Origin of the sequence: Actinoplanes hulinensis (assembly GCF_019429605.1) — a bacterium.
Taxonomy (GTDB): Bacteria; Actinomycetota; Actinomycetes; order Mycobacteriales; family Micromonosporaceae; genus Actinoplanes; species Actinoplanes campanulatus.
The window spans coordinates 254632-273463 of the sequence record NZ_JAHXZI010000001.1 but is presented as its reverse complement, the minus strand read 5'-3'; the positions used below and the strand labels follow the sequence as shown (position 1 = coordinate 273463).

The window sequence follows — 18832 nt, the reverse complement described above, 5'->3', positions numbered from 1 at the left end:
ACCCCGAGTGCGAGGAATCCCCGATGCGAAAGAGACTCAAGCTCCTGCTCGCCGCACTGGTCACCGCGACCATGGCGGCACTGGGCGCGGTCGCCCTTCCCGGGCCCGCATCCGCGGCCGCGCTGACCGAGGTCACCGGCTTCGGCACCAATCCGAGCAACCTGCGGATGTACCTCTACGTGCCCGACAACCTGGCGCCCCGGCCGGGTCTGCTCGTGGCCGTCCACTACTGCACCGGCACCGGGCCGGCCTTCTACAGCGGATCCCAATTCGCCGCGCTCGCCGACCGGTACGGCTACATCGTCATCTACCCGTCGGTGACCCGCAGCAGCCAGTGCTTCGACGTCGCCTCCCCGCAGGCGCTCACCCGCGGTGGCGGAAGTGACCCGGTCGGCATCAAGTCGATGATCGATTACGTACGGGCGCGGTACCCGGTCGACGCCGACCGGATCGTGGCCACCGGCGTCTCCAGCGGGGCGATGATGACGAACGTCCTGCTGGGTCTCTACCCCGACGTGTTCAGCGCGGGCTCGGCGTTCGCCGGCGTGCCGTTCGGGTGCTTCGCCACCACCAACGGCTCGGAGTGGAACAGCGACTGCGCCAACGGCCTCGTCACCAAGACCCCGCAGCAGTGGGGTGACCTGGTCCGTAACGCCTACCCGGGCTACAGCGGGCGCCGCCCGCGCATGCAGACGTGGCACGGCACGAACGACGAGATCCTGCGCTACCCCAACTTCGGCGAGCAGATCGACCAGTGGACGAACGTGCACGGTCTCACCCAGACTCCGTCGTTCACCGACACCCCGCAGAGCGGAAACACCCGGACCCGGTACGGCGGCACCGGTGACACCGCGCCGGTGGAGGCGATCAGCATGAACGGGGTCAGCCACAACCTGCCCGTCGACGCGGCCGCCGCCGTCCACTTCCTCGGGCTCGACACCACCACGCCGTCGTCGCCCAGCCCGTCGTCGCCCAGCCCGTCGTCGCCCAGCCCGTCGTCACCGAGCCCCTCGGCGCCGAGTCCCTCCGCGTCCAGCCCGTCGCCGGCCGGTGGCTGCCGGGTCGGCTACACGGTGAACGCCTGGAACACCGGGTTCACCGCGTCCATCACCATCACCAACACCGGCACCGCGGCGGTCAACGGCTGGACCCTCCGGTTCACCCTGCCCACCGGGCAGACCGTGACGAACGCCTGGAACGCCACCGTCAGCCCCACCAGCGGGGCCGTCGCCGCCACCAACGTCTCCTACAACGGCACGCTCACCGCCGGCGGATCCCAGACCTTCGGCTTCCAGGGCACCCACACCGGCAGCACCGCCGAACCCGGCGCCTTCACCCTCAACAACGCCACCTGCGCGGTCGTCTGACCCGTCGCCGCGGCGCCGGGTCCCCGACTCGGCGCCGCGTACGGTCGTACAGATCAGGGAAGTTGAATCGGCAGTTTGATGCCCGCCAGGGCGTCCTTGCACGCACAGGTCCGCTCGGCGGGCAGCTTGACCACCGCGTCGAGCAGGACGTCCCGCAGCCGGGCGGTGTTGTCGGCGAAGACCTGGAAGACCTCCTCCTGGGTCACGCCGTGCTCGCCCTCGACGCCCGCGTCCAGATCGGTGACCAGGGCGATCGCCGTGTAGCAGAGGGCCAGTTCGCGTGCCAGGACGGCCTCCGGATGGCCGGTCATGTTGACGATCGTGCCGCCGATCGAGGTGAACCAGCGGGACTCGGCCCGGCTGGAGAAGCGCGGGCCCTCGACCACGACCATGGTGCCGCCGTCCACCGCCTTCACCCGCTCGGCGGAATCCAGCACCGTCGACCGGCCGACCGGACAGTACGGATCCGCGAACGACACGTGCACCGCGCCGGAGTCGTAGAACGTCTGCTCACGGCCGCTGGTCCGGTCGATCAGCTGGTCCGGCACCACGAACGTGCCCGGACCCAGCTCCGGGCGCAGGCCACCGACCGCGCACGGGGCGACGATCTGCCGGACACCCAGTGAACGCAGCGCCCACAGATTCGCCCGATAGGGGATCTTGTGCGGGGGAAAACGGTGGTCACGGCCGTGGCGGGGCAGGAACGCCACCCGGCGGCGGCCACCCACCTCGGCCACGGTGATCCGGTCCGACGGCGGGCCGTACGGGGTGTCGACCTCGTGCTCGGTGGCGTTGTCGAGAAGCGCGTACAGCCCCGATCCGCCGATGACGCCGATCTCTGCTGCCGTAGGTGGCGGGTTCATGTCCAGACCTTATCGGTGGCCGGAAAGCCAAGCTAATGTGCTGACATGGCTACGTCGACTGGACGGCGGTAATCAGGTGTTCGGTGAGCAGCAGCGGATCGGAGGCCGGTCGGTGGAGTCGATGACCGGTCGGCTGCTCGTCGCCACGCCCACCCTCAAGGACCCCAACTTCGACCGTACGGTCGTGCTGCTGGTGGCCCACGAGACGGGCGGCGCGCTCGGGGTCGTGCTCAACCGCGCGACCGAGGTTCCGGTGGCCGAGGTCCTCGGCACCTGGGGTGAGCTGGCCGGTGACCCGGCGGTCCTCTTCGAGGGCGGCCCGGTGCAGCCGGAGTCGGCCATCTGCCTCGCCCGGACCCGGCCCGAGGTGAAGAAGCGGCTGTCCGGCTTCCACCCGGTCAGCGGGGCGCTCGGCACGCTCGACCTCTCCGCCGACCCGGAGCGGATGCGGGAGAACGTCACCGGCATCCGGGTCTTCGCCGGCTACTCGGGATGGTCCGCGGGCCAGCTCGAGGAGGAGATCGCCGCCGGCTCCTGGTTCGTCTTCGACGCGCTGCCCGGCGACCCGTTCGTCGAGCGCCCGGACGATCTCTGGGCCATGGTCCTGCGCCGGCAGGGCGACATCCTCGCCGCGGTCGCCCACTTCCCGCCGGACGTCTCCCTCAACTGAGGGGGGTGCCGCAAGGGTCGTCGCGGAGGTGTGTAGTATTTCCAGCGTGCCCGGGGGAAACGCCGGGGACAGGCAAGATCATGCAAGGGGCTGTGGCGCAGCTGGTAGCGCACCACACTGGCAGTGTGGGGGTCAGGGGTTCGAGTCCCCTCAGCTCCACCCTTGTTTACGCCCGGGCTTCGGTCCGGGCGTTTTTTGTCGGTCCGCGCCGGTTCAGAAGCGGAACCGGCTGATCATGGCATCGAGTTCTTCGGTGAGGTCGGCCAGCTGGGCCGTGGCCTGCTGGCTGTCCTCGACGCCGCGGGCGGTGGCCTGGGCGGAGTCGGCGAGGCCGTCGACGCTGCCGGCGATCGTGGCGCCACCGGCGGCGGCGTAACCCACGCTGCGGTTCATTTCGCTGGTGGTGGCGCTCTGTTCCTCGACCGCCGACGCGATCGTGGCCTGCAGGCCGTTGACCCGGCTGATGATCTCACTGATCTCGGTGATCGCGGCGATCGCGCGTTCGGTGTCGGCCTGGATCGCCTGCACCCGCTGTGAGATGTCCTCGGTCGCCTTGGCGGTCTCCTGGGCGAGGTCCTTGACCTCTCCCGCGACCACGGCGAAGCCCTTGCCGGATTCGCCCGCCCGGGCGGCCTCGATGGTGGCGTTCAGCGCGAGCAGATTGGTCTGCTCGGCGATCGAGGTGATCGTGGCGATCACGCTGCCGATCTCGGCGGACGACGTGCCCAGGCTGGCAATCGTCCGGCCGGCCGAGTCCGCCATCTCCACCGCCTGGGCGGCGACCCGGGCACCCTCGACGGCGCTGGAGGCGATCTCGCGGATCGAGGCGCCCATCTCCTCGCCGCCGGCGGCGACCACTTGCAGGTTGCGGGAAACCTCGTCGGCGGTCTCCGCGACGGTGGCGGCCTGGGCGGATCCCTCCCGCGAGAGCTCCCGGATCGACGCGCCGGTCTCGGACAGCGTGCCGGCGTGGGCGGCGACACCGCGGACGCTGGTGGAGATGGTGGCCATGGCTGAGCGCAGGGCCTCGGAGGCGCGCTGCATCGCGGCGGCCATCTGGCCGAGTTCGTCGCTGCTGCGCGCCTGCGGCGAGTGGGTGTAGTCGCCTTCGGCGGTGGCCTGCAGGGCGGCGGCCACCTCGTGCAGCTGGCGGACGATGGGGCGGGCGATCAGCAGGGACAGCACCAGGCCGAGTACCAGCGCGCTCACGGTCAGGGCGATGGTGACGGCCAGTGCGGTGCGGTATTGGCTACGGCCCTCGTCGGCGGCGGCGTCCGCGCTGGCGCGTTCGCTGGCCATCAGGGCGCTGAGGGCGTCGCCCATCTGGTCGGCGGTCTGCCGTAGCTGCAGGATCACCGACGGGCCGGGCGTGCCGCTCGCCCCGATCACCCAGGTGTCGCGCACCTTCTGGTAGTCCGCCCAAGCCTGGCTGAACTTGGCGATCTCCGCCTGACGCGGGTCGTCGGCGCTGATGCCGGCGCGATACACGTCCAGTGCCTGGTCCAGGGCGGCCCCGTCCTCCTTGGCCTGCTCGACGACCTGCGCCTTGGCGTCGATGCCGCGGGCGGCCAGATACGCCGCGAGGTTGCCGTTGGCGAGCTGAACGCCCTCGCGGACGGTGTCCAGGCGCTCCTGGCCCGCCACGTTGACCGAGCGCATCTGGTCCAGGCTGTCGCTCAGCTTGGCCATGCGGGTCATCGCGAAGACGCAGGCGACCAGGGCGGTCAGCGCCACCGAGCCCACCGTGATCATGATTTTGGTTGCCAGGCGACGGTTGGCGAACCAGGCGACGGGGGAGCGGGTGGGTTTGCGGCCCGGCAGCCCGCTGTGACTGGTGGCTTCGGCCTTCATCGGCGAGTCCCTCCCATGGCAGCTCACCGAGTTCCGGCTGGCTGAATGTCTGGCTGGTCTGGTCGGCCGGATGAGTGGCCCGGCCGCGGCGTCCGCGCATTCGGCGTGGGCGTCATCTCCATTGGCCACACGGACCCGCAGAGTAATTGGATCACCACGGAGTGTAGTAGCTCACAGTGCTGGCGGGCTTGTCATGTCGGGGCTGCCAGGGCCGATGCAACGCGATACCGGGATCGGAATGCCGGCCCCGGCGAGGGCTATTCGACCTGAAGGGTTGGTGGATACCGTGGGTCGTGCAGGACTGACGGCGGTCGCCGCTGTAGGTGCGCTCACTCTCACGCTCACCGCTTGCGGTGATGGTGGGACTGGTGGTGTCCAGCCCGCCGGGGGGCGTACCGCCGGGATTTCGGGCACCGTGACCTACTGGGACACCGCCGACCCCAAGACGGAGGGGCCGGTCTACGAGCAGTTGATCTCTTCCTTCGAGGACAGGTACCCCGATGTGAAGGTGGATCACGTCTACGTTGCCTTCGGTGACGCGCAGTCGAAGTTCAGTGCGGCGGCCGAGGCCGGTAAGGACGTTCCGGATGTGCTGCGCATCGACGGCGGCGCCATCCCGGCGCTCGCCGCGGCCGGTGCCATCGCGCCCCTGGACGGCACCCCCGCCCTCGACGACGCGCCTGACTTCCTTCCCGGTCCGCTGGACACCGCCGTCGTCAAGGACCACGTCTACGGCGCCCCGCAGGTCACCGACACCCTCGGCCTGCTCTACAACAAGGCGCTGCTGAAGAAGGCCGGCGTCACGAAGCCGCCGCAGACCTGGAGCGAGCTGAAGGCGGCCGGCCGCGCGGTGAAGGCCAAGACCGGCGCCGACGGCCTCTACCTCAACACCGGCGCCTACTTCTTCCTGCCTTTCCTGTACGGCGAGGGCACCGACTGGGTCGACGCCGACAACAAGAAGATCACCGTGACCTCGTCGAAGGTCGCCACCGCGATCCGTACCGCTCAGGATCTGATCTCCTCCGGGGCGGCCGTGGCGCCGAACTTCGCCGATCTGTACGGCGGCATGCAGTCGGCGTTCAAGGAGGGACGTGTCGCCATGGTGATCAACGGGCCGTGGTCCGTGCCGGACGCCACCTCCGGGCCGGCGTTCAAGAACGCGGCCAACCTCGGCATCGCCCCCGTTCCGGCCGGAGGTTCAGGCGCCGCGGCCGCGCCGACCGGTGGCCAGAACCTCGTGGTGTCCGCGGACTCGCCGAACGCGGCCGCCGCGCACGCGTTCATCCAGTTCATCAACTCGGCCGAGAGCCAGGCTCAGGTCGCGGTCAAGAACAACACCATGCCCACCCGGGTCTCGGCGTATACCGCGGAAGTGAAGAAGAACAGCACTATCGCCGGGTTCCAGCCGGCACTGCAGATCGCCCGGGCCCGGCCCGCGGTCGCCAAGGGCGGCGAGTTGTACACACCGTTCGAGACCGCGCTCGGCCGCATCCTGCAAGGCAAGGTCAGCGTGCAGGGCGGCATGAGCGAGACCGCCCGGCAGTACCAGCAGATCCTCACCGACTACACCGGCTGATGCTCTCTTCGCCCCGTTTGTGAACGCCCGGACTTCGGTCCGGGCGTTCCTGGCTTCGCTGTCTCTTGTGGTGACACGGTGTCGGCCGTATCTTGGGAGCGCTCCCACTCGGCATCCCTCATCCCCAGGAGTGGCCCGTGTTCCCCACCCGTCCCCGTTTCCGTTCTCGTTCCAAGATCCTGGCTACCACCGTGGTCTGTGCCACGGTGGGCGCCGGCCTCTGGGCGGCCACCGGCGCCGCCTCGGCCGGGACCATCAGTGGCACGCTCTACCGTGACCCGGACAGCGCCGTGGCGCGCTGGGTGCAGGCCAATCCGAACGACTCGCGCACCACGGTGATCCGTAACCGGGTCGCCAGCCAGCCCGCCTCGCGCTGGTTCGCCTCGTTCAACGTCTCCACCATCCGCAGCGAGGTGTCGGCGTATGTCGGCGCCGCCAACGCGGCCGGGCAGATTCCGGTCCTCACGCTCTACGGCATCACCAATCGTGACTGCGGTGGCGCCAGTTCGGGTGGTGCGCCCGACCTGACGCAGTACCAGACCTGGATCAACGGGGCGGCGCAGGGACTCGGCGGCCAGACGGCCGTCGTGGTACTCGAGCCCGACTCGATCGCGCTGCTCACCTGTCTGAACAGCACCGAGATCGCGGCCCGCAACCAGGCGCTGCGTACCGCCACCCAGACGCTGAAGGCGGCCAACCCGAACGCCAAGGTCTACCTCGACGCGGGCCACTCCGCCTGGAACAGCGCCGCCGACCAGGCGTCCCGGCTGGCGGCCGCCGGTGTCGCCGCCGCCGACGGCTTCTACACCAACGTGTCCAACTTCAACGGGACCTCCGCCGAGTCGGCGTACGGGCGGTCGATCATCAGCGCGCTCAACGGCCAGGGCATCACCGGCAAGCGGCAGGTGATCGACACCAGCCGTAACGGTGGGGCCAGCGGTGACTGGTGCGGCGACGACAACACCGACCGGCGGATCGGGCAGTACCCGACCACGAACACCGGCGACGCGAACATCGACGGATACCTGTGGGTCAAGCCGCCGGGCGAGGCGGATGGATGCCGTTACGCGGCCGGGTCGTTCCAGCCGGACCTCGCGTACAGCCTGGCGAGCTCGGCGCCGGACCCGTCGACCTCACCGAGCGTGACGCCGTCCACCGCGTCACCGTCACCCTCGACCTCGGCGTCGCCGTCCACCTCGCCCTCGACATCGCCGTCACCGTCCGGATCGCCGTCGACGGGCGGGTCGTGCACGGCCACCTTCCGGACGACGAGTTCCTGGCAGGGTGGTTTCCAGGGTGAGGTCACCGTCGCCGCGGGCAGTGGCACGCCGAACGGCTGGGCCGTCACCTGGACCCTGGCCTCCGGTCAGTCGATCAGTCAGGTCTGGGGCGGAGTGCTCAGCGTGTCGGGCTCGACCGTCACGGTCCGCAACGCGGCCTGGAACGGGACTCTGCCGGCCGGCGGGAGCGCCCAGTTCGGGCTCATCGGATCGGGAAGCTCCGGAACGCCGGTGCTGACCTGCGCCAAGGTTTGATCCGGGGGTAACCCCGGCGAACCGGGATGGCCCGTGCCGCTACGGGGGGAGCGGCACGGGCCGAGCGTAACGATATCCGTCGTTTCGGGAGAATGCGAGAGTTTGGCGACCATGCATAGGAATTCCACAGGAATTCCCGGTTCTTTCAGGAAGCCGCGCCGACGTAGCGGCGGCTGATCAGGGACTGCAGCTCAGCCACCAGATGGCGCGGCGACAGCGGCTTCGACAGGTAGCCGTCGGCGCCGGCGCCGAGGCCCGCGTCCACGTCGTACGTGTGGCTGTTGCCGGACACCATGAGGATCGCCATGTCGCGCAGCTCCGGGTTGTTGCGGGCCAGGCGGCACAGCTCCATCCCGTTCATGTCCGGCATGCGTACGTCGGTGATCAGGCCGACCGGTTTGGCGCGCGTCATGATGCGGGCCGCGGTGGTGCCGTCCTTCGCGGCGAGAACCTGGTAACCGGCCTCCTCCAGCGTCACGGTCAGCATGTCGCGCACGTCGCTGTCGTCGTCGGCGATCAGGATCAGGTTCTGGTTCATCGGCAGCTCCTCCTCGGTGACGTCTGGCTCTTCGGCGAGGAAGGCCGGTCGAGGAGAGCTAACCGGTTGCGAGCCGGTTGCAGCGGTCACTCATGAGCCGACCGTGATCGTCTCGGTGGTGGTGACGAAGGCGCTCAGGGTCAGGTTGACCTCCCAGCCGTCCTTGTCGTTGCCGCTGAGCTTGGCGTTCTGGATCAGCACGGCGCGCGGCTGCACGCTCTGCAGGTGCTTGACGAACTTGAGGATCTCGTCGACCTTCTCGCCCTCGATGTTGAGGGTGATCGGCAGCCGCTTCACCGTCGGGGTGGTCTCGGACTCCTCCGGCGCCGAGGCGCTGTAGCCGCTGGCGTCGACGCCGTACTTGGTGCCGAGGGTCTGGAGCTGCTTCAGGAACTCGGGGATCTTGTTGGTGTTCTCCCCGTACGGCAGCGCCTGCTGCGCCTCGACCAGGGTGGCCTTGTAGGTGTCGACCTTCTTGAGCTGGGCCGTGAGCTCGGCCAGCCTCTTCCGTTCCTTGATGAGCTGGATCTGGGTGTCGGCGGTGTCGGCCTGCACGCTGTCCCGGTTGGTGTACTGCGGCTTGATCAGCAGGAACCAGCCACCCGCCGCCAGCAGGACGGTCAGGGCCAGGCCGCCGAAGAGCCAGATATGGTCGATACGGCGTGCGGTCATCACTTGCCTCCACTCGGGCAGTCGGAAGTGAACCGGCCGCACAGGGCCTTGTCGGTGATGGAGACCGAGACGCTGAAGGTGAACTCGCCGTCGGTCTCCTTCGCCACGCTGGTGACGAACGGGTTCGCCACGTGCTTGAGGGCGCCGAGCCGGTTCACGTAGTCGGCGACCAGGCGCTTGTCCTCAGCGGCGCCGGTGACGGTCAGGGTGCCGACGACGCCGTCGGAGGCCTCGGCGCTCTCCTCCTCGACCAGGCCGCCGGTGATCTCATCGATCGTCACGCCCTTCTGGGCCTTGTTCCGCAGCAGGTTCATCATGTTGGTCCAGGAGAGGTCGTTCGCCAGCACCGCTTTCAGCTCGGTGTCCAGCGCCTCGCCGCCCTCCTGGTACTCGACCAGGGCCTCGAGCTTCTTGGTCTTCTGGTCGGACCGGGCGTCGGTGAGCGACTGGAAGGTCTCGTTGTACTCGTCGTCCGCGGCCTGCTTCGCCAGCCCGGCCTGCCAGTACCAGGTGCCCAGGCCGGCCAGCGTGACCAGCACCAGCACGATGACCAGCGAGCGGGTGCGCCGGGCCCGGCGGCCGTCCCGGATCTCCGGGGGCAGCAGGTCGGCGCGGATCGTCAGGACCCGGGCCGCCTGCTGCGGCGAGACCGTGGGGTCCACGGGCATCAGTGCGGTGGGGGTCATCAGGCCGCTCCGAGGGTGAGGCCGATCGACACCGCCGCCGACGGCACGAAACTGTCGAAACCACGCTCGCGCGCCTTGCGGGTGTCGCGCAGCCGGGCCGCGCTGTCCGCGTACCTGACCGCGACGCCGAGCTGCTCCTGGAGGTGCTCGGCGAGGCCGGGCATGAGCGCGCTGCCACCGCACAGCGAGATCCGGGTGACCTGCTTCTGCCGCTCACCGGAGGCCAGGTAGGTGAACGAGCTGCGCAGCTCGCTGGAGAGCGGGCGGACCGCGTCGACCAGGGCTGCCACCGCGTCCGGGTTGCCGTTGCCGTGCATGCCGTACCGGCACTTGAGCGCCTCGGCCTCGGCCGTCTCCAGGCCCAGGCGGCCGGCGATGCTCTCGGTGATCTCGGCGCCGCCCCGGGGCAGGGTACGCACGAACAGCGGCTCACCGTCGGCGTGCACCACCACGCTGGTGATGTTCGCGCCGATGTCGACGATCGCCTCCACCTGGGCGTCCAGCCGGGAGGCGGCGCGCAGCATGGCGAACGAGGCGAGGTCGACGCCCTTGACCTTGAGGCCGGCCTTCTGGACCGCCTGGACCAGGGTGACCACGGCCTCCTTGGGCACGGCGATCAGCAGTCCGCGTACGGTCGGGTTGTCCCCGGGCTGCTCCAGCGGATAGAAGTCGAGCAGTGAGCGCTCGACCGCCAGCGGCAGCTGCTCCTTGACCTGGAAGGGCAGGGCCTGGCGCATCTGGCCGGCCGGCAGGTTGGCGATCGACGTCTCGCGGACCACCAGCTGCGGGTTGGTGACCGCCAGGGTGACCCGCTTGGTGCCGAACTTGCAGGCGGCCCAGAGCTGCTTGAGCGCCGCGGTGACCGCGCCCGGGTTCTGGATCACGCCGGCCGAGACGGTGCCCGGCTCCAGCGGGAACTGGCCGAAGTTGACCAGGGAGTAGTCGTCCTTGCTGCGCCGGACCTCGACGGCCCGGATGGAGGACGAGCCGATGTCGAGCCCGATCGGCGGTGCGCCAGCCATCGGTCTTCCTTCCTTCTCAGCGGTATTCGGATTCAGGCGGAGGGGAGCAACAGGGTGGTGGTGTACCAGTCGGCGAGCGGCGCCGCGGCGAAGACCGCCAGGAAGGCGCCGGCCAGCATGTACGGGCCGAAGGGCACCCGGCTCTTGCGGCTGACCAGCTTGAGGGCCAGCAGGACGCCGCCGACAAGGCCACCGAGCAGGAACGCGGCGAAGGCGCCGACCGTGACCGCGTTCCAGCCGAGCCAGCCGAGGTAGAAGCCGAGCAGCGGGGCCAGCTTCACGTCGCCGCCGCCCATGCCCCAGATCGCGAGCACCCGGTAGACCAGGTAGAGCAGGACCGCGGCGAGGGCGCCGCGGAGCAGGTCGCCGGGGGAGCCGGCGGCCAGCGAGACCGGCGCCAGGAGTGCGACGGCCACGCCGTACGAGGGAAGGACGATCTTGTTGGGCAGCCGCATGACGTCCAGGTCGATCATCGCCAGGGCGATCGCGACGGCGGCCAGGTAGAGGTAGGCGGGCAGTTCCCAGGACCAGCCGAAGCGGGCCGCGACCGCCGCGAAGAGGACGGCCGTGCCGGCCTCGACCAGCGGATAGCGGGCGCTGATCCGGGTGCCGCAGTCGGCGCACCGGCCGCGCAGCACGAGCCAGCCGAGCACCGGCACGTTGTGCCGGGCCCGGACCGGGTTGCCGCACTCGGGGCAGTGTGATCCGGGGCGGACCAGCGACTCGTCGCGGGGCACCCGGTGGATCACGACGTTCAGGAAGGATCCGACGGCGAGCCCGAGGAGGGCCACGATGCCGATCAGCAGGGTCTGGGGCACGGCGGTCCTCCTCGGGTTCGTCAGGGGATGGGAACGGGGCCGGGTGGCGCCGGAGTCGGCGCCACCCGGGAGTGGTGCGTCAGGCGACGCAGGATGCGATCTTCACGGCGGCGTCCTTGACCGAGCCGCCCTTCTCGCTGTCGTACAGGTAGACCTTGCCGCTGCCGCCGGAGTTGGTCGCGCAGATCTTGTAGGTGCCGGCCTTCGTGCCGACGACGTAGGTGAGCTCGGTCTTGTCGGACAGGGTGATCACCTTGGCGTCAGTGGCGGTCGACATCTTCAGGGTCGGCTTCTGGCCATCCGCGTTGTTCTCGTGGAGCGTGGTCGTCGGGTACGAGTTGTTGTTCTCGGTGTAGAACTGCTCGACCGCGCTGATCGCGCCGCGCACGTCCGACTGAGCCGACTTGTCGGCAGCGCCCTGCCGGTAGTTCAGGTACACCGGCACGGCGATCGCGACCAGCACACCGATGATGACCACCACGACCAGGAGCTCGATCAGGGTGAAGCCCTCGTCGTTCTTCTTGCCGGCGCGGAGTCGGGCGATGATGTCCTGCATTAGGGGTGCCTCCATGGGCGTGGGGTGGTTGGGGAAGGGCCGGGCTCGGGCGCCCGGAAGGGTGTTGCTGTCGGCCGTCGGGAGTCGGCCGGGAGAACGGCGGTGGCGTCGTTGCCGGGCCGTCAGCCCTGGATGTTCTGGTAGATCGTGAACATCGGCAGGTAGAGGCAGATGACCATGCCGCCGACCACGGTGCCCATGACGAGCACCATGATGGGTTCGATGGACGCGGTCAGTGACTCGGCCGCGGCGTCGACCTCGCGGTCGTAGAAATCGGCAACCTTGTCGAGCATCTGACTGATCTGACCGCTCTCTTCGCCGACCTCGATCATCTGGGTGACCATGGCCGGGAAGATCGGGTGATTCCGTAGTGCCGAGGACATCGGGTTGCCGTCCCGGACGGTCGCCTGGACGTCCTTCATCGCGGCGTTGATGACTTCGTTGCCGGTGGTCTCGCCGACCACCGTCAGCGCCTGCATGACCGGAACGCCGACGTTCAGGAGCAGGCCCAGGTTGCGGGAGAAGCGGCTCATGGCGAGCTTCTGTAGCAGCGGCCCGAAGACCGGCATCCGAACCTTGATCTTGTCGACCCTGAGGCGGAACTCCTCGCTGGCGCGCATCCGGCGTTTGTAGAGGACGCTTCCACCGATCATCGAGCCCAGCGCGAGCGGCCCGATCCAGCCCATGTTGTGGCTGGTGGTGACCAGGAACTGGGTGATCGCCGGCAGCTCGCCGCCGAGGTTTCGGAACATCTCCTCGAAGATCGGGACGATGAAGATCAGTACGCCGGCGATCATGACGAAGGTGAATGCCAGCACGATCGCCGGATAGGTCAGCGCGCCCTTGATCTTGCCGCGGAGCGCGGTGTCCTTCTCCAGGCTCTCGGCGATCTGCTCGAGGGCCTGGTCGATCATGCCGCCCGTCTCACCGGCCCGGATCATGGCGATCATCAGGCGCGGGAAGACGCGGTCGTGTTTGGCCATCGACGCCGAGAGCCCGGCGCCTCCGGCCACATCGGTGCTCACCTCGGCGATCGCCTTCTTCAACGCCGGCGCGGAGGTCTGCTCCTCGAGGATCGCCAGCGACCGCAGCAGCGACATGCCGGACGCGGTCATCGTGGCGAACTGCCGTGCGAACACGGCGAGATCCTTCAGCTTGACGCCGCTGCCCAGGCCGGGGATCTTGATCTCCATCTGGAGACCCTTGCCGGACTCGGTGACGCCGAGCGGCACGTCACCGCGCTGGCGCAGCATGTGGGTGGCGGCGGCCTCGTTGGGCGCCTCGATGGTGCCCTTGGCCTTCTTTCCGGTGGCGTCGATCGCCTCGTACCGGAAGGTCTTGGTTGACGGCATCGGATCACACCCGTCCCACGAGGCGCTTGAGCTCCTCGGCGGAATGGCAGATCTCCAGCGCGGCCGGCATGGTGACCAGGCCCTCCCGGACCTTCTCGGCCAGGTGCTGGTCGAAGGCGAGCATGCCCTCGCTGCCGCCGGCCTGCATGAAGGACGGGATCTGGTGCGTCTTGCCCTCCCGGATCAGGCTCCGGATGGCCGGCGTGCAGGTCAGGATCTCGCAGATCACCAGGCGTCCCTTTCCGTCGGCGGTCGGCGCCAGCGCCTGCGTGACCACGCCCTGAAGGCTGGCCGCCAACTGGGCGCGGATCTGGAGCTGCTGGTGCGGGGGGAAGATGTCGATGATCCGGTCGATGGTCTGGGTGGCGCTCTGCGTGTGCAGGGTCGCCATCACCAGGTGACCGGTCTCCGCGGCGGTCAGCGCCGTCGCGGTGGTCTCCAGGTCACGGAGCTCGCCGACCAGGATGATGTCGGGGTCCTGCCGCAGCGCGTGCTTGAGCGCGGTGGCGAAGGTGTCGGTGTCGGCGCCGACCTCCCGCTGGTTCACCACACACCGCTTGTGCGGGTGCAGGAACTCGATCGGGTCCTCGATCGTGATGATGTGGTCGGCCCGGCTGCGGTTGGCCAGGTCGAGCAGGGACGCCAGGGTGGTGGTCTTGCCGGAACCGGTCGGGCCGGTCACCAGGACGAGACCGCGGGGCAGATGGGCGAAGCGGGCGACCGACTCCGGCATGCCCAGCTCGTCCAGCGGCTTGATCTTGTGCGGGATGGCCCGGAAGACCGCGCCGTACGAGGCCCGCTGGCGGTACAGGTTGCCGCGGAACCGGGAGACGCCGACGATGCTGTGCGCGAAGTCCATCTCCTGCACCCGCATGAAGATGTCCCACTGCTCCGGGGTGACCGCCGCGCGGGCCAGCAGCTCGGTGTCGGAGGTGTTGAGCCTGCCGTAACCGGGCACCGGCCGCAGCGAGCCGTTCACCCGCATCATCGGCGGGGAGCCGACGGTCAGGTGGAGGTCGGAGCCGTTCGCCTCGACCAGGGTGATGAGCAGATGGTTGAGCACGTCCAGGTCGTTCGGGGAGGCGCCGGCGCCGGGCCGTGCCTCGTGCTGGAGCGTGCTCATCTGTTCCCCCGGGTCCCGCTCGGTGTTTCCAACACCTGTTGATTCGGCACCGGGGAAGTCCGGTTTAGGAGCGCTCGGGTGCGGTGCGGGTACAGCTCTGCAACCGTTCAGACGGCCACCCGGGAGATCTCGCGGATCGAGGTCAGGCCGCCCGCCGCCTTGGCCAGGCCGTCGGCGCGCAGGTCGTACATGCCCTGGGCCACGGCGACCTCGCGGATCTCGCCGGCCGCGGCCCGCCGGATGCACAGTGACTCGATCTCCGGGCTGACCGGCATCACCTCGTGCACCGCGATCCGGCCCTTGTACCCGGTGTTCGCGCAGTTCCGGCAGCCCACCGGCCGGTACAGCACCTCCGGGAAGGCCAGATCCGCCAGCGGCCAGTGGGCGCCGACGATCTCCTCCTCGGTCGGGGCGTACGGCTCCTTGCACCAGTCGCAGATCCGCCGTGCCAGACGCTGGGCCAGCACGCAGTCGAGTGACGAGCCGACCAGGAACGGCTCGATGCCCATCTCGGTGAGCCGGGTGACCGCGCCCGGGGCGTCGTTGGTGTGCAGCGTGGAGAGCAGCAGGTGGCCGGTGAGTGCGGCCTCGACGGCGATCTGTGCGGTGGCGCCGTCCCGGATCTCACCGATCAGGACCACGTCCGGGTCGGTACGCAGGATCGCCGGCAGCACCGCCGCGAAGGTCAGCCCGGCCTTGGCGTTGACCTGTACCTGGTTGATGCCGCGCAGCCGGTACTCGACCGGGTCCTCGACCGTGATCACGTTGATCTCCGGCCGGCTGATCTTGCCGAGGGTGGCGTACAGGGTGGTCGACTTGCCGGAGCCGGTCGGGCCGGTGACCAGCACCATCCCGTGCGGCTTGCTGAACGATGCGGAGAATCGCTCCAGGTTGTGCTGGGTGAAGCCGAGTTTCGCCAGGTCCAGGTCGATGCCGCCGCCGGTGTCCAGGACCCGGAGCACGATCTTCTCGCCCCAGACCGTGGGCAGCGTGGCGGTACGCAGGTCGACCGTGCGGTCCCGGATCAGGGCGGTGATCCGGCCGTTCTGCGGGATCCGCTTCTCGGTGATGTCGACCCCGGACATGATCTTGATGCGGGAGATCAGGGCCGACATCACGCCGCGGGGCACGATGTCCACCTCGTGCAGCACGCCGTCGATCCGGTAGCGGACCCGCATGTCGTCCTCGGTCGGCTCCAGATGCAGGTCGGAGGCGCGGTTCATGACGGCCTGCTCGATCAGGCTGTTCACGTACCGGACGATCGGGGCGTCGTCGGTGCTGGTGGCCTGCGCCGCCATGCCGGCCTGGTCGTCCTGCCCCTCGTCGGCCAGGTCGGCCAGGTCGGCGCCCTCACGCTGGAGCCGCTCGATGTAGCGGCGGACCTCGCTGCGTGCCACCACCACCGGGCGGATGGTCATGCCGGTGGAGGCCCGTACGTCGTCCAGCGCCACCACGTCGGCCGGGTCGGTGACGCCGACCACCAGCTCGTTGTTGTTGATCGCCAGGCCGAGCACCCGGTGCCGGAGCACCACCGGCAGCGGGATCCGCTTCAGCGCGGCCGGCTCCGGAGTGAACCCGACCAGGTCCAGCGTCTTGATCCCGAACGCCGCGGCGGCCGCCTCGGTGAGCTGCTCCTCGGTGACCACCTGATCGTTGATCAGTACCGCGCGCACCGACCGGCCGCTGCGCTGGGCCTCCGCGGCGGCACGGTCGACCGCGGCGGGGTCCACGCCGATCTGTTTCAGGGCGTCGAGCAGCGGGCGGAAGGTCTGATCCATGCGTACCTCGGAGCGGCGGAGGGAAAGAGTGCTCATTGCCCCATCGGAAGGTATCGCCCGGAACTGAGGGCGCGAAGATCAGGCCGGAAGGTCCGCCGGTACGCCGACGGCGCCACCCCGATCGTGGCGTGCATGTGCTGCCGGAGCGCGGTGGCGCTGCCCAGCCCGGCCCGGCGGGCCACCGACTCCACCGCCAGGTCGGTCGACTCCAGCAGGATGCGGGCGTGCTCGACCCGCTGACGGAGCAGCCACTGCCGCGGGCTGAGCCCGGTTTCGTCACGGAACCGGCGGGTGAACGTCCGTACGCTCATCCGGGCGTGCCCGGCCATCTCCTCCAGGGTGACCGGCTCGGCCAGCCGGTCCAGCACCCACGCCCGGGTCGGCTCGGTGCCCGAACCGTGCGCGTCCGGCACCGGCCGCTCGATGAACTGCGCCTGCCCGCCGTCCCGCCAGGGCGGCACCACGCAGCGGCGGGCCGTCCGGTTGGCCACCGCGGCGCCGTGGTCGCTGCGGACGATGTGCAGGCACAGGTCCACCCCGGCGCCCACGCCGGCCGAGGTGAGCACGTCCCCGTCGTCGACGAAGAGCACGTCGAAGTCCCACCGCACCCGCGGGTACAGCCCGCCGATCCGCTCGGCCCAGGCCCAGTGGGTGGCGGCCGGGCGGCCGTCCAGCAGGCCGGCGGCGGCCAGCACCGACGCCCCGGTGCAGATGGAGACGATCCGGGCGCCCCGGGCCGCGGCGGCGACCAGCGCCTCCCGCACGTCGTCCGGCAGGGTCCCGTCGGTCACCGGGCCGCCCTTGTGGATCCCCGGGACGATCACCGTGTCCGCGTGGGCCAGTTCGGAGAGGTCGTAGTCGGGGACGACGGTGAAGCCGGCCTCCGAGCGCACCGGGCCGCTGCCGCAGACCCGGACGCGGTACAGCCGGCGGAGAGAGTCGTCGCGCGCCGACAGGAACACCTGTGTGGGCGTGCCGAGGTCGAAGGGGACGAGACCCTCCAGGATCAGGACGGCAATGAGATGTTCTTCAATCCGATCTGAGGGCGGTGGGTGGGGCGGTTGGATGGGCTTCATGGCCCGATTCTTGCGCATGATGGCTCCCCGGCCACTCGTCTGTGACCTACCCACACAGCAGGATCGATGCCGTGAGACGTATCCATCCCGCCTGGTCCGTCGCAGCGGTGACCTTCGTGGCACTGCTCGGCGCGGCCGGCTTCCGCGCCACCCCGTCCGTCATGCTCCAGCCGCTGCACGAGGAGTTCGGCTGGTCGCTCGGCACCATCTCGGCCGCCGTCTCGGTGAACCTGCTGCTCTACGGCCTGACCGCGCCGTTCGCCGCGGCCCTGATGAACCGGTTCGGCGTCCGCCGGATCGCGATGGCCGCGCTGCTGCTGGTCTCCGCGGGCTCCGGCCTGACCCTGTGGATGACCCAGAGCTGGCAACTGGTGCTCTGCTGGGGCGTGCTGGTCGGCCTCGGCACCGGCTCGCTCGCCCTCGGTTTCGTCGCCACCATCACCGGGCGCTGGTTCGTCCGGCACCGAGGTCTGGTCACCGGCGTGCTCACCGCGGCCGGCGCGACCGGCAACCTGATCTTCCTGCCGGTGCTGTCCCGGATCGTCGAGTCGGACGGATGGCGTACGGCGGCGGTCACCGTGTCGATCGCGGCGCTCGCCGTCGTACCCCTGCTCGGTTGGAGGCTGCGGGACCACCCGGCGGAGGTGGGCGTCCCGGCGCTCGGGGCCACCGAGATCGAGACGCCGGTGAAACCGGCCGGAGGGGCCGCGGGGAACGCGTTGCGGGCCCTCCGCGACGCTGCCCGGACCAGGGCGTTCTGGCTGCTCGCGGGCGGGTTCGCGATCTGTGGGGCGACCACCAACGGACTGGTCGGCACGCACTTCATCCCGGCCGCGCACGACCACGGGATGCCGCAGACCACCGCCGCGACGCTGCTCGCGCTGGTCGGCGTCTTCGACGTGGTGGGGACCATCGCGTCCGGCTGGCTGACCGACCGGGTGGACAGCCGGATCCTGCTCGGCGCCTACTACGCGCTGCGCGGGCTGTCCCTGCTGGTGCTGCCGTCGCTGTTCGCGGCCACCGCGCACCCCAGCATGCTGATCTTCGTCCTCTTCTACGGGCTGGACTGGGTGGCCACCGTGCCGCCGACCGTGACGCTCTGCCGGGAGTACTTCGGCGCGGCCGGGCCGATCGTCTTCGGCTGGGTCTTCGCCTCCCACCAGTTCGGCGCGGCGGCCGCCGCCACCGCGGCCGGGCTGGCCCGCGACCGGTTCGGCGACTACACGACGGCCTGGTACGTGGCCGGTGGCCTGGCGATCCTCGGCGCGGTCCTGAGCCTGATGCTCTACGCCGGGAAGCGGCTCCCCGTCATCGAGGAACTGCGCGTCCCGGCGTGACCGGCCCTCCTT

The 18832-nt window shown here is 69.9% G+C and carries 17 protein-coding genes and 1 tRNA gene; 6 read left to right on the top strand and 12 right to left on the bottom strand.

What is annotated here, in order from left to right:
• The first annotated feature begins 23 nt into the window (after positions 1-23).
• Positions 24-1367 (top strand): extracellular catalytic domain type 1 short-chain-length polyhydroxyalkanoate depolymerase, encoded by a 1344-nt coding sequence (locus KZ829_RS01325; protein WP_220142038.1) that lies wholly within the window; start codon positions 24-26, stop codon positions 1365-1367.
• Between the two features lie 53 nt (positions 1368-1420).
• Here KZ829_RS01325 and KZ829_RS01320 read toward each other — a convergent pair whose 3' ends face one another.
• Positions 1421-2230, bottom strand: coding sequence for an S-methyl-5'-thioadenosine phosphorylase (locus KZ829_RS01320; protein WP_220142037.1), 810 nt, complete (start codon positions 2228-2230; stop codon positions 1421-1423).
• A gap of 121 nt (positions 2231-2351) precedes the next feature.
• Between KZ829_RS01320 and KZ829_RS01315 the strand changes: the two genes are divergently transcribed.
• Together KZ829_RS01315 and KZ829_RS01310 are read left to right on the top strand one after the other, a co-directional pair.
• Positions 2352-2900 carry a YqgE/AlgH family protein gene (locus KZ829_RS01315; RefSeq protein ID WP_188126952.1) on the top strand — a complete coding sequence of 183 codons (549 nt, stop codon included), beginning with the start codon at positions 2352-2354 and terminating at the stop codon, positions 2898-2900.
• Positions 2901-2986: 86 nt separating this feature from the next.
• Positions 2987-3059 (top strand) — tRNA-Ala (locus tag KZ829_RS01310).
• 54 nt (positions 3060-3113) lie between these two features.
• Here KZ829_RS01310 and KZ829_RS01305 read toward each other — a convergent pair.
• Positions 3114-4751 carry a methyl-accepting chemotaxis protein gene (locus KZ829_RS01305; RefSeq protein WP_220142036.1) on the bottom strand — a complete coding sequence of 546 codons (1638 nt, stop codon included), beginning with the start codon at positions 4749-4751 and terminating at the stop codon, positions 3114-3116.
• Between the two features lie 415 nt (positions 4752-5166).
• Between KZ829_RS01305 and KZ829_RS01300 the strand changes: the two genes are divergently transcribed.
• Both KZ829_RS01300 and KZ829_RS01295 read left to right on the top strand, forming a co-directional pair.
• Positions 5167-6327 carry an extracellular solute-binding protein gene (locus KZ829_RS01300; RefSeq protein WP_220142035.1) on the top strand — a complete coding sequence of 387 codons (1161 nt, stop codon included), beginning with the start codon at positions 5167-5169 and terminating at the stop codon, positions 6325-6327.
• 137 nt (positions 6328-6464) lie between these two features.
• Positions 6465-7862: a glycoside hydrolase family 6 protein gene (locus KZ829_RS01295; protein WP_308285294.1), complete on the top strand. Its 1398-nt coding sequence runs from the start codon at positions 6465-6467 to the stop codon at positions 7860-7862.
• A gap of 145 nt (positions 7863-8007) precedes the next feature.
• Here the strand turns inward: KZ829_RS01295 and KZ829_RS01290 are convergent, their stop codons facing one another.
• The 10 genes from KZ829_RS01290 to KZ829_RS01245 all read right to left on the bottom strand — a co-directional run bounded on the left by KZ829_RS01290 (position 8008) and on the right by KZ829_RS01245 (position 17483).
• Complete coding sequence (locus KZ829_RS01290; protein ID WP_220142034.1) at positions 8008-8400, bottom strand: response regulator; 393 nt, start codon at positions 8398-8400, stop codon at positions 8008-8010.
• Between the two features lie 90 nt (positions 8401-8490).
• Positions 8491-9072, bottom strand: coding sequence for a type 4a pilus biogenesis protein PilO (locus KZ829_RS01285; protein ID WP_220142033.1), 582 nt, complete (start codon positions 9070-9072; stop codon positions 8491-8493).
• On the bottom strand, positions 9072-9758 hold the full coding sequence (locus tag KZ829_RS01280) for a PilN domain-containing protein (protein WP_220142032.1): 687 nt from the start codon (positions 9756-9758) through the stop codon (positions 9072-9074). The genes KZ829_RS01285 and KZ829_RS01280 overlap by 1 nt, the downstream gene beginning before the upstream one ends.
• Positions 9758-10780: a type IV pilus assembly protein PilM gene (pilM, locus tag KZ829_RS01275; protein WP_220142031.1), complete on the bottom strand. Its 1023-nt coding sequence runs from the start codon at positions 10778-10780 to the stop codon at positions 9758-9760. The genes KZ829_RS01280 and pilM overlap by 1 nt, the downstream gene beginning before the upstream one ends.
• A gap of 32 nt (positions 10781-10812) precedes the next feature.
• Entirely contained in the window at positions 10813-11598 is a 786-nt protein-coding gene (locus tag KZ829_RS01270; RefSeq protein ID WP_220142030.1) for a prepilin peptidase, read from the bottom strand.
• A 79-nt stretch (positions 11599-11677) separates the two neighbouring features.
• Positions 11678-12169, bottom strand: a complete 492-nt coding sequence (locus KZ829_RS01265) for a prepilin-type N-terminal cleavage/methylation domain-containing protein (RefSeq protein ID WP_281428011.1) — start codon at positions 12167-12169, stop codon at positions 11678-11680.
• Positions 12170-12276: 107 nt separating this feature from the next.
• On the bottom strand, positions 12277-13506 hold the full coding sequence (locus KZ829_RS01260) for a type II secretion system F family protein (RefSeq protein ID WP_220142029.1): 1230 nt from the start codon (positions 13504-13506) through the stop codon (positions 12277-12279).
• A gap of 4 nt (positions 13507-13510) precedes the next feature.
• A complete protein-coding gene (locus KZ829_RS01255; RefSeq protein ID WP_220142028.1) occupies positions 13511-14629 on the bottom strand; it encodes a type IV pilus twitching motility protein PilT in 1119 nt (372 codons plus the stop codon).
• 107 nt (positions 14630-14736) lie between these two features.
• On the bottom strand, positions 14737-16443 hold the full coding sequence (locus KZ829_RS01250; protein ID WP_246634886.1) for a GspE/PulE family protein: 1707 nt from the start codon (positions 16441-16443) through the stop codon (positions 14737-14739).
• Entirely contained in the window at positions 16440-17483 is a 1044-nt protein-coding gene (locus tag KZ829_RS01245; protein ID WP_220142027.1) for a GlxA family transcriptional regulator, read from the bottom strand. Before KZ829_RS01245 ends, KZ829_RS01250 begins: the two co-directional genes overlap by 4 nt.
• Before the next feature lie 71 nt (positions 17484-17554).
• Between KZ829_RS01245 and KZ829_RS01240 the strand changes: the two genes are divergently transcribed.
• Positions 17555-18820 (top strand): MFS transporter, encoded by a 1266-nt coding sequence (locus tag KZ829_RS01240; RefSeq protein WP_220142026.1) that lies wholly within the window; start codon positions 17555-17557, stop codon positions 18818-18820.
• The last annotated feature ends 12 nt before the right edge of the window (positions 18821-18832 follow it).

Coding starts and splice junctions, on each gene's coding strand:
- KZ829_RS01325 (WP_220142038.1), top strand. CDS start 24: ATGCGAAAGAGACTCAAGCTCCTGCTCGCCGCACTGGTCACCGCGACC.
- KZ829_RS01320 (WP_220142037.1), bottom strand. CDS start 2,230: ATGAACCCGCCACCTACGGCAGCAGAGATCGGCGTCATCGGCGGATCG.
- KZ829_RS01315 (WP_188126952.1), top strand. CDS start 2,352: ATGACCGGTCGGCTGCTCGTCGCCACGCCCACCCTCAAGGACCCCAAC.
- KZ829_RS01305 (WP_220142036.1), bottom strand. CDS start 4,751: ATGAAGGCCGAAGCCACCAGTCACAGCGGGCTGCCGGGCCGCAAACCC.
- KZ829_RS01290 (WP_220142034.1), bottom strand. CDS start 8,400: ATGAACCAGAACCTGATCCTGATCGCCGACGACGACAGCGACGTGCGC.
- KZ829_RS01285 (WP_220142033.1), bottom strand. CDS start 9,072: ATGACCGCACGCCGTATCGACCATATCTGGCTCTTCGGCGGCCTGGCC.
- KZ829_RS01280 (WP_220142032.1), bottom strand. CDS start 9,758: ATGACCCCCACCGCACTGATGCCCGTGGACCCCACGGTCTCGCCGCAG.
- pilM (WP_220142031.1), bottom strand. CDS start 10,780: ATGGCTGGCGCACCGCCGATCGGGCTCGACATCGGCTCGTCCTCCATC.
- KZ829_RS01265 (WP_281428011.1), bottom strand. CDS start 12,169: ATGGAGGCACCCCTAATGCAGGACATCATCGCCCGACTCCGCGCCGGC.
- KZ829_RS01260 (WP_220142029.1), bottom strand. CDS start 13,506: ATGCCGTCAACCAAGACCTTCCGGTACGAGGCGATCGACGCCACCGGA.
- KZ829_RS01255 (WP_220142028.1), bottom strand. CDS start 14,629: ATGAGCACGCTCCAGCACGAGGCACGGCCCGGCGCCGGCGCCTCCCCG.
- KZ829_RS01250 (WP_246634886.1), bottom strand. CDS start 16,443: ATGAGCACTCTTTCCCTCCGCCGCTCCGAGGTACGCATGGATCAGACC.
- KZ829_RS01245 (WP_220142027.1), bottom strand. CDS start 17,483: ATGAAGCCCATCCAACCGCCCCACCCACCGCCCTCAGATCGGATTGAA.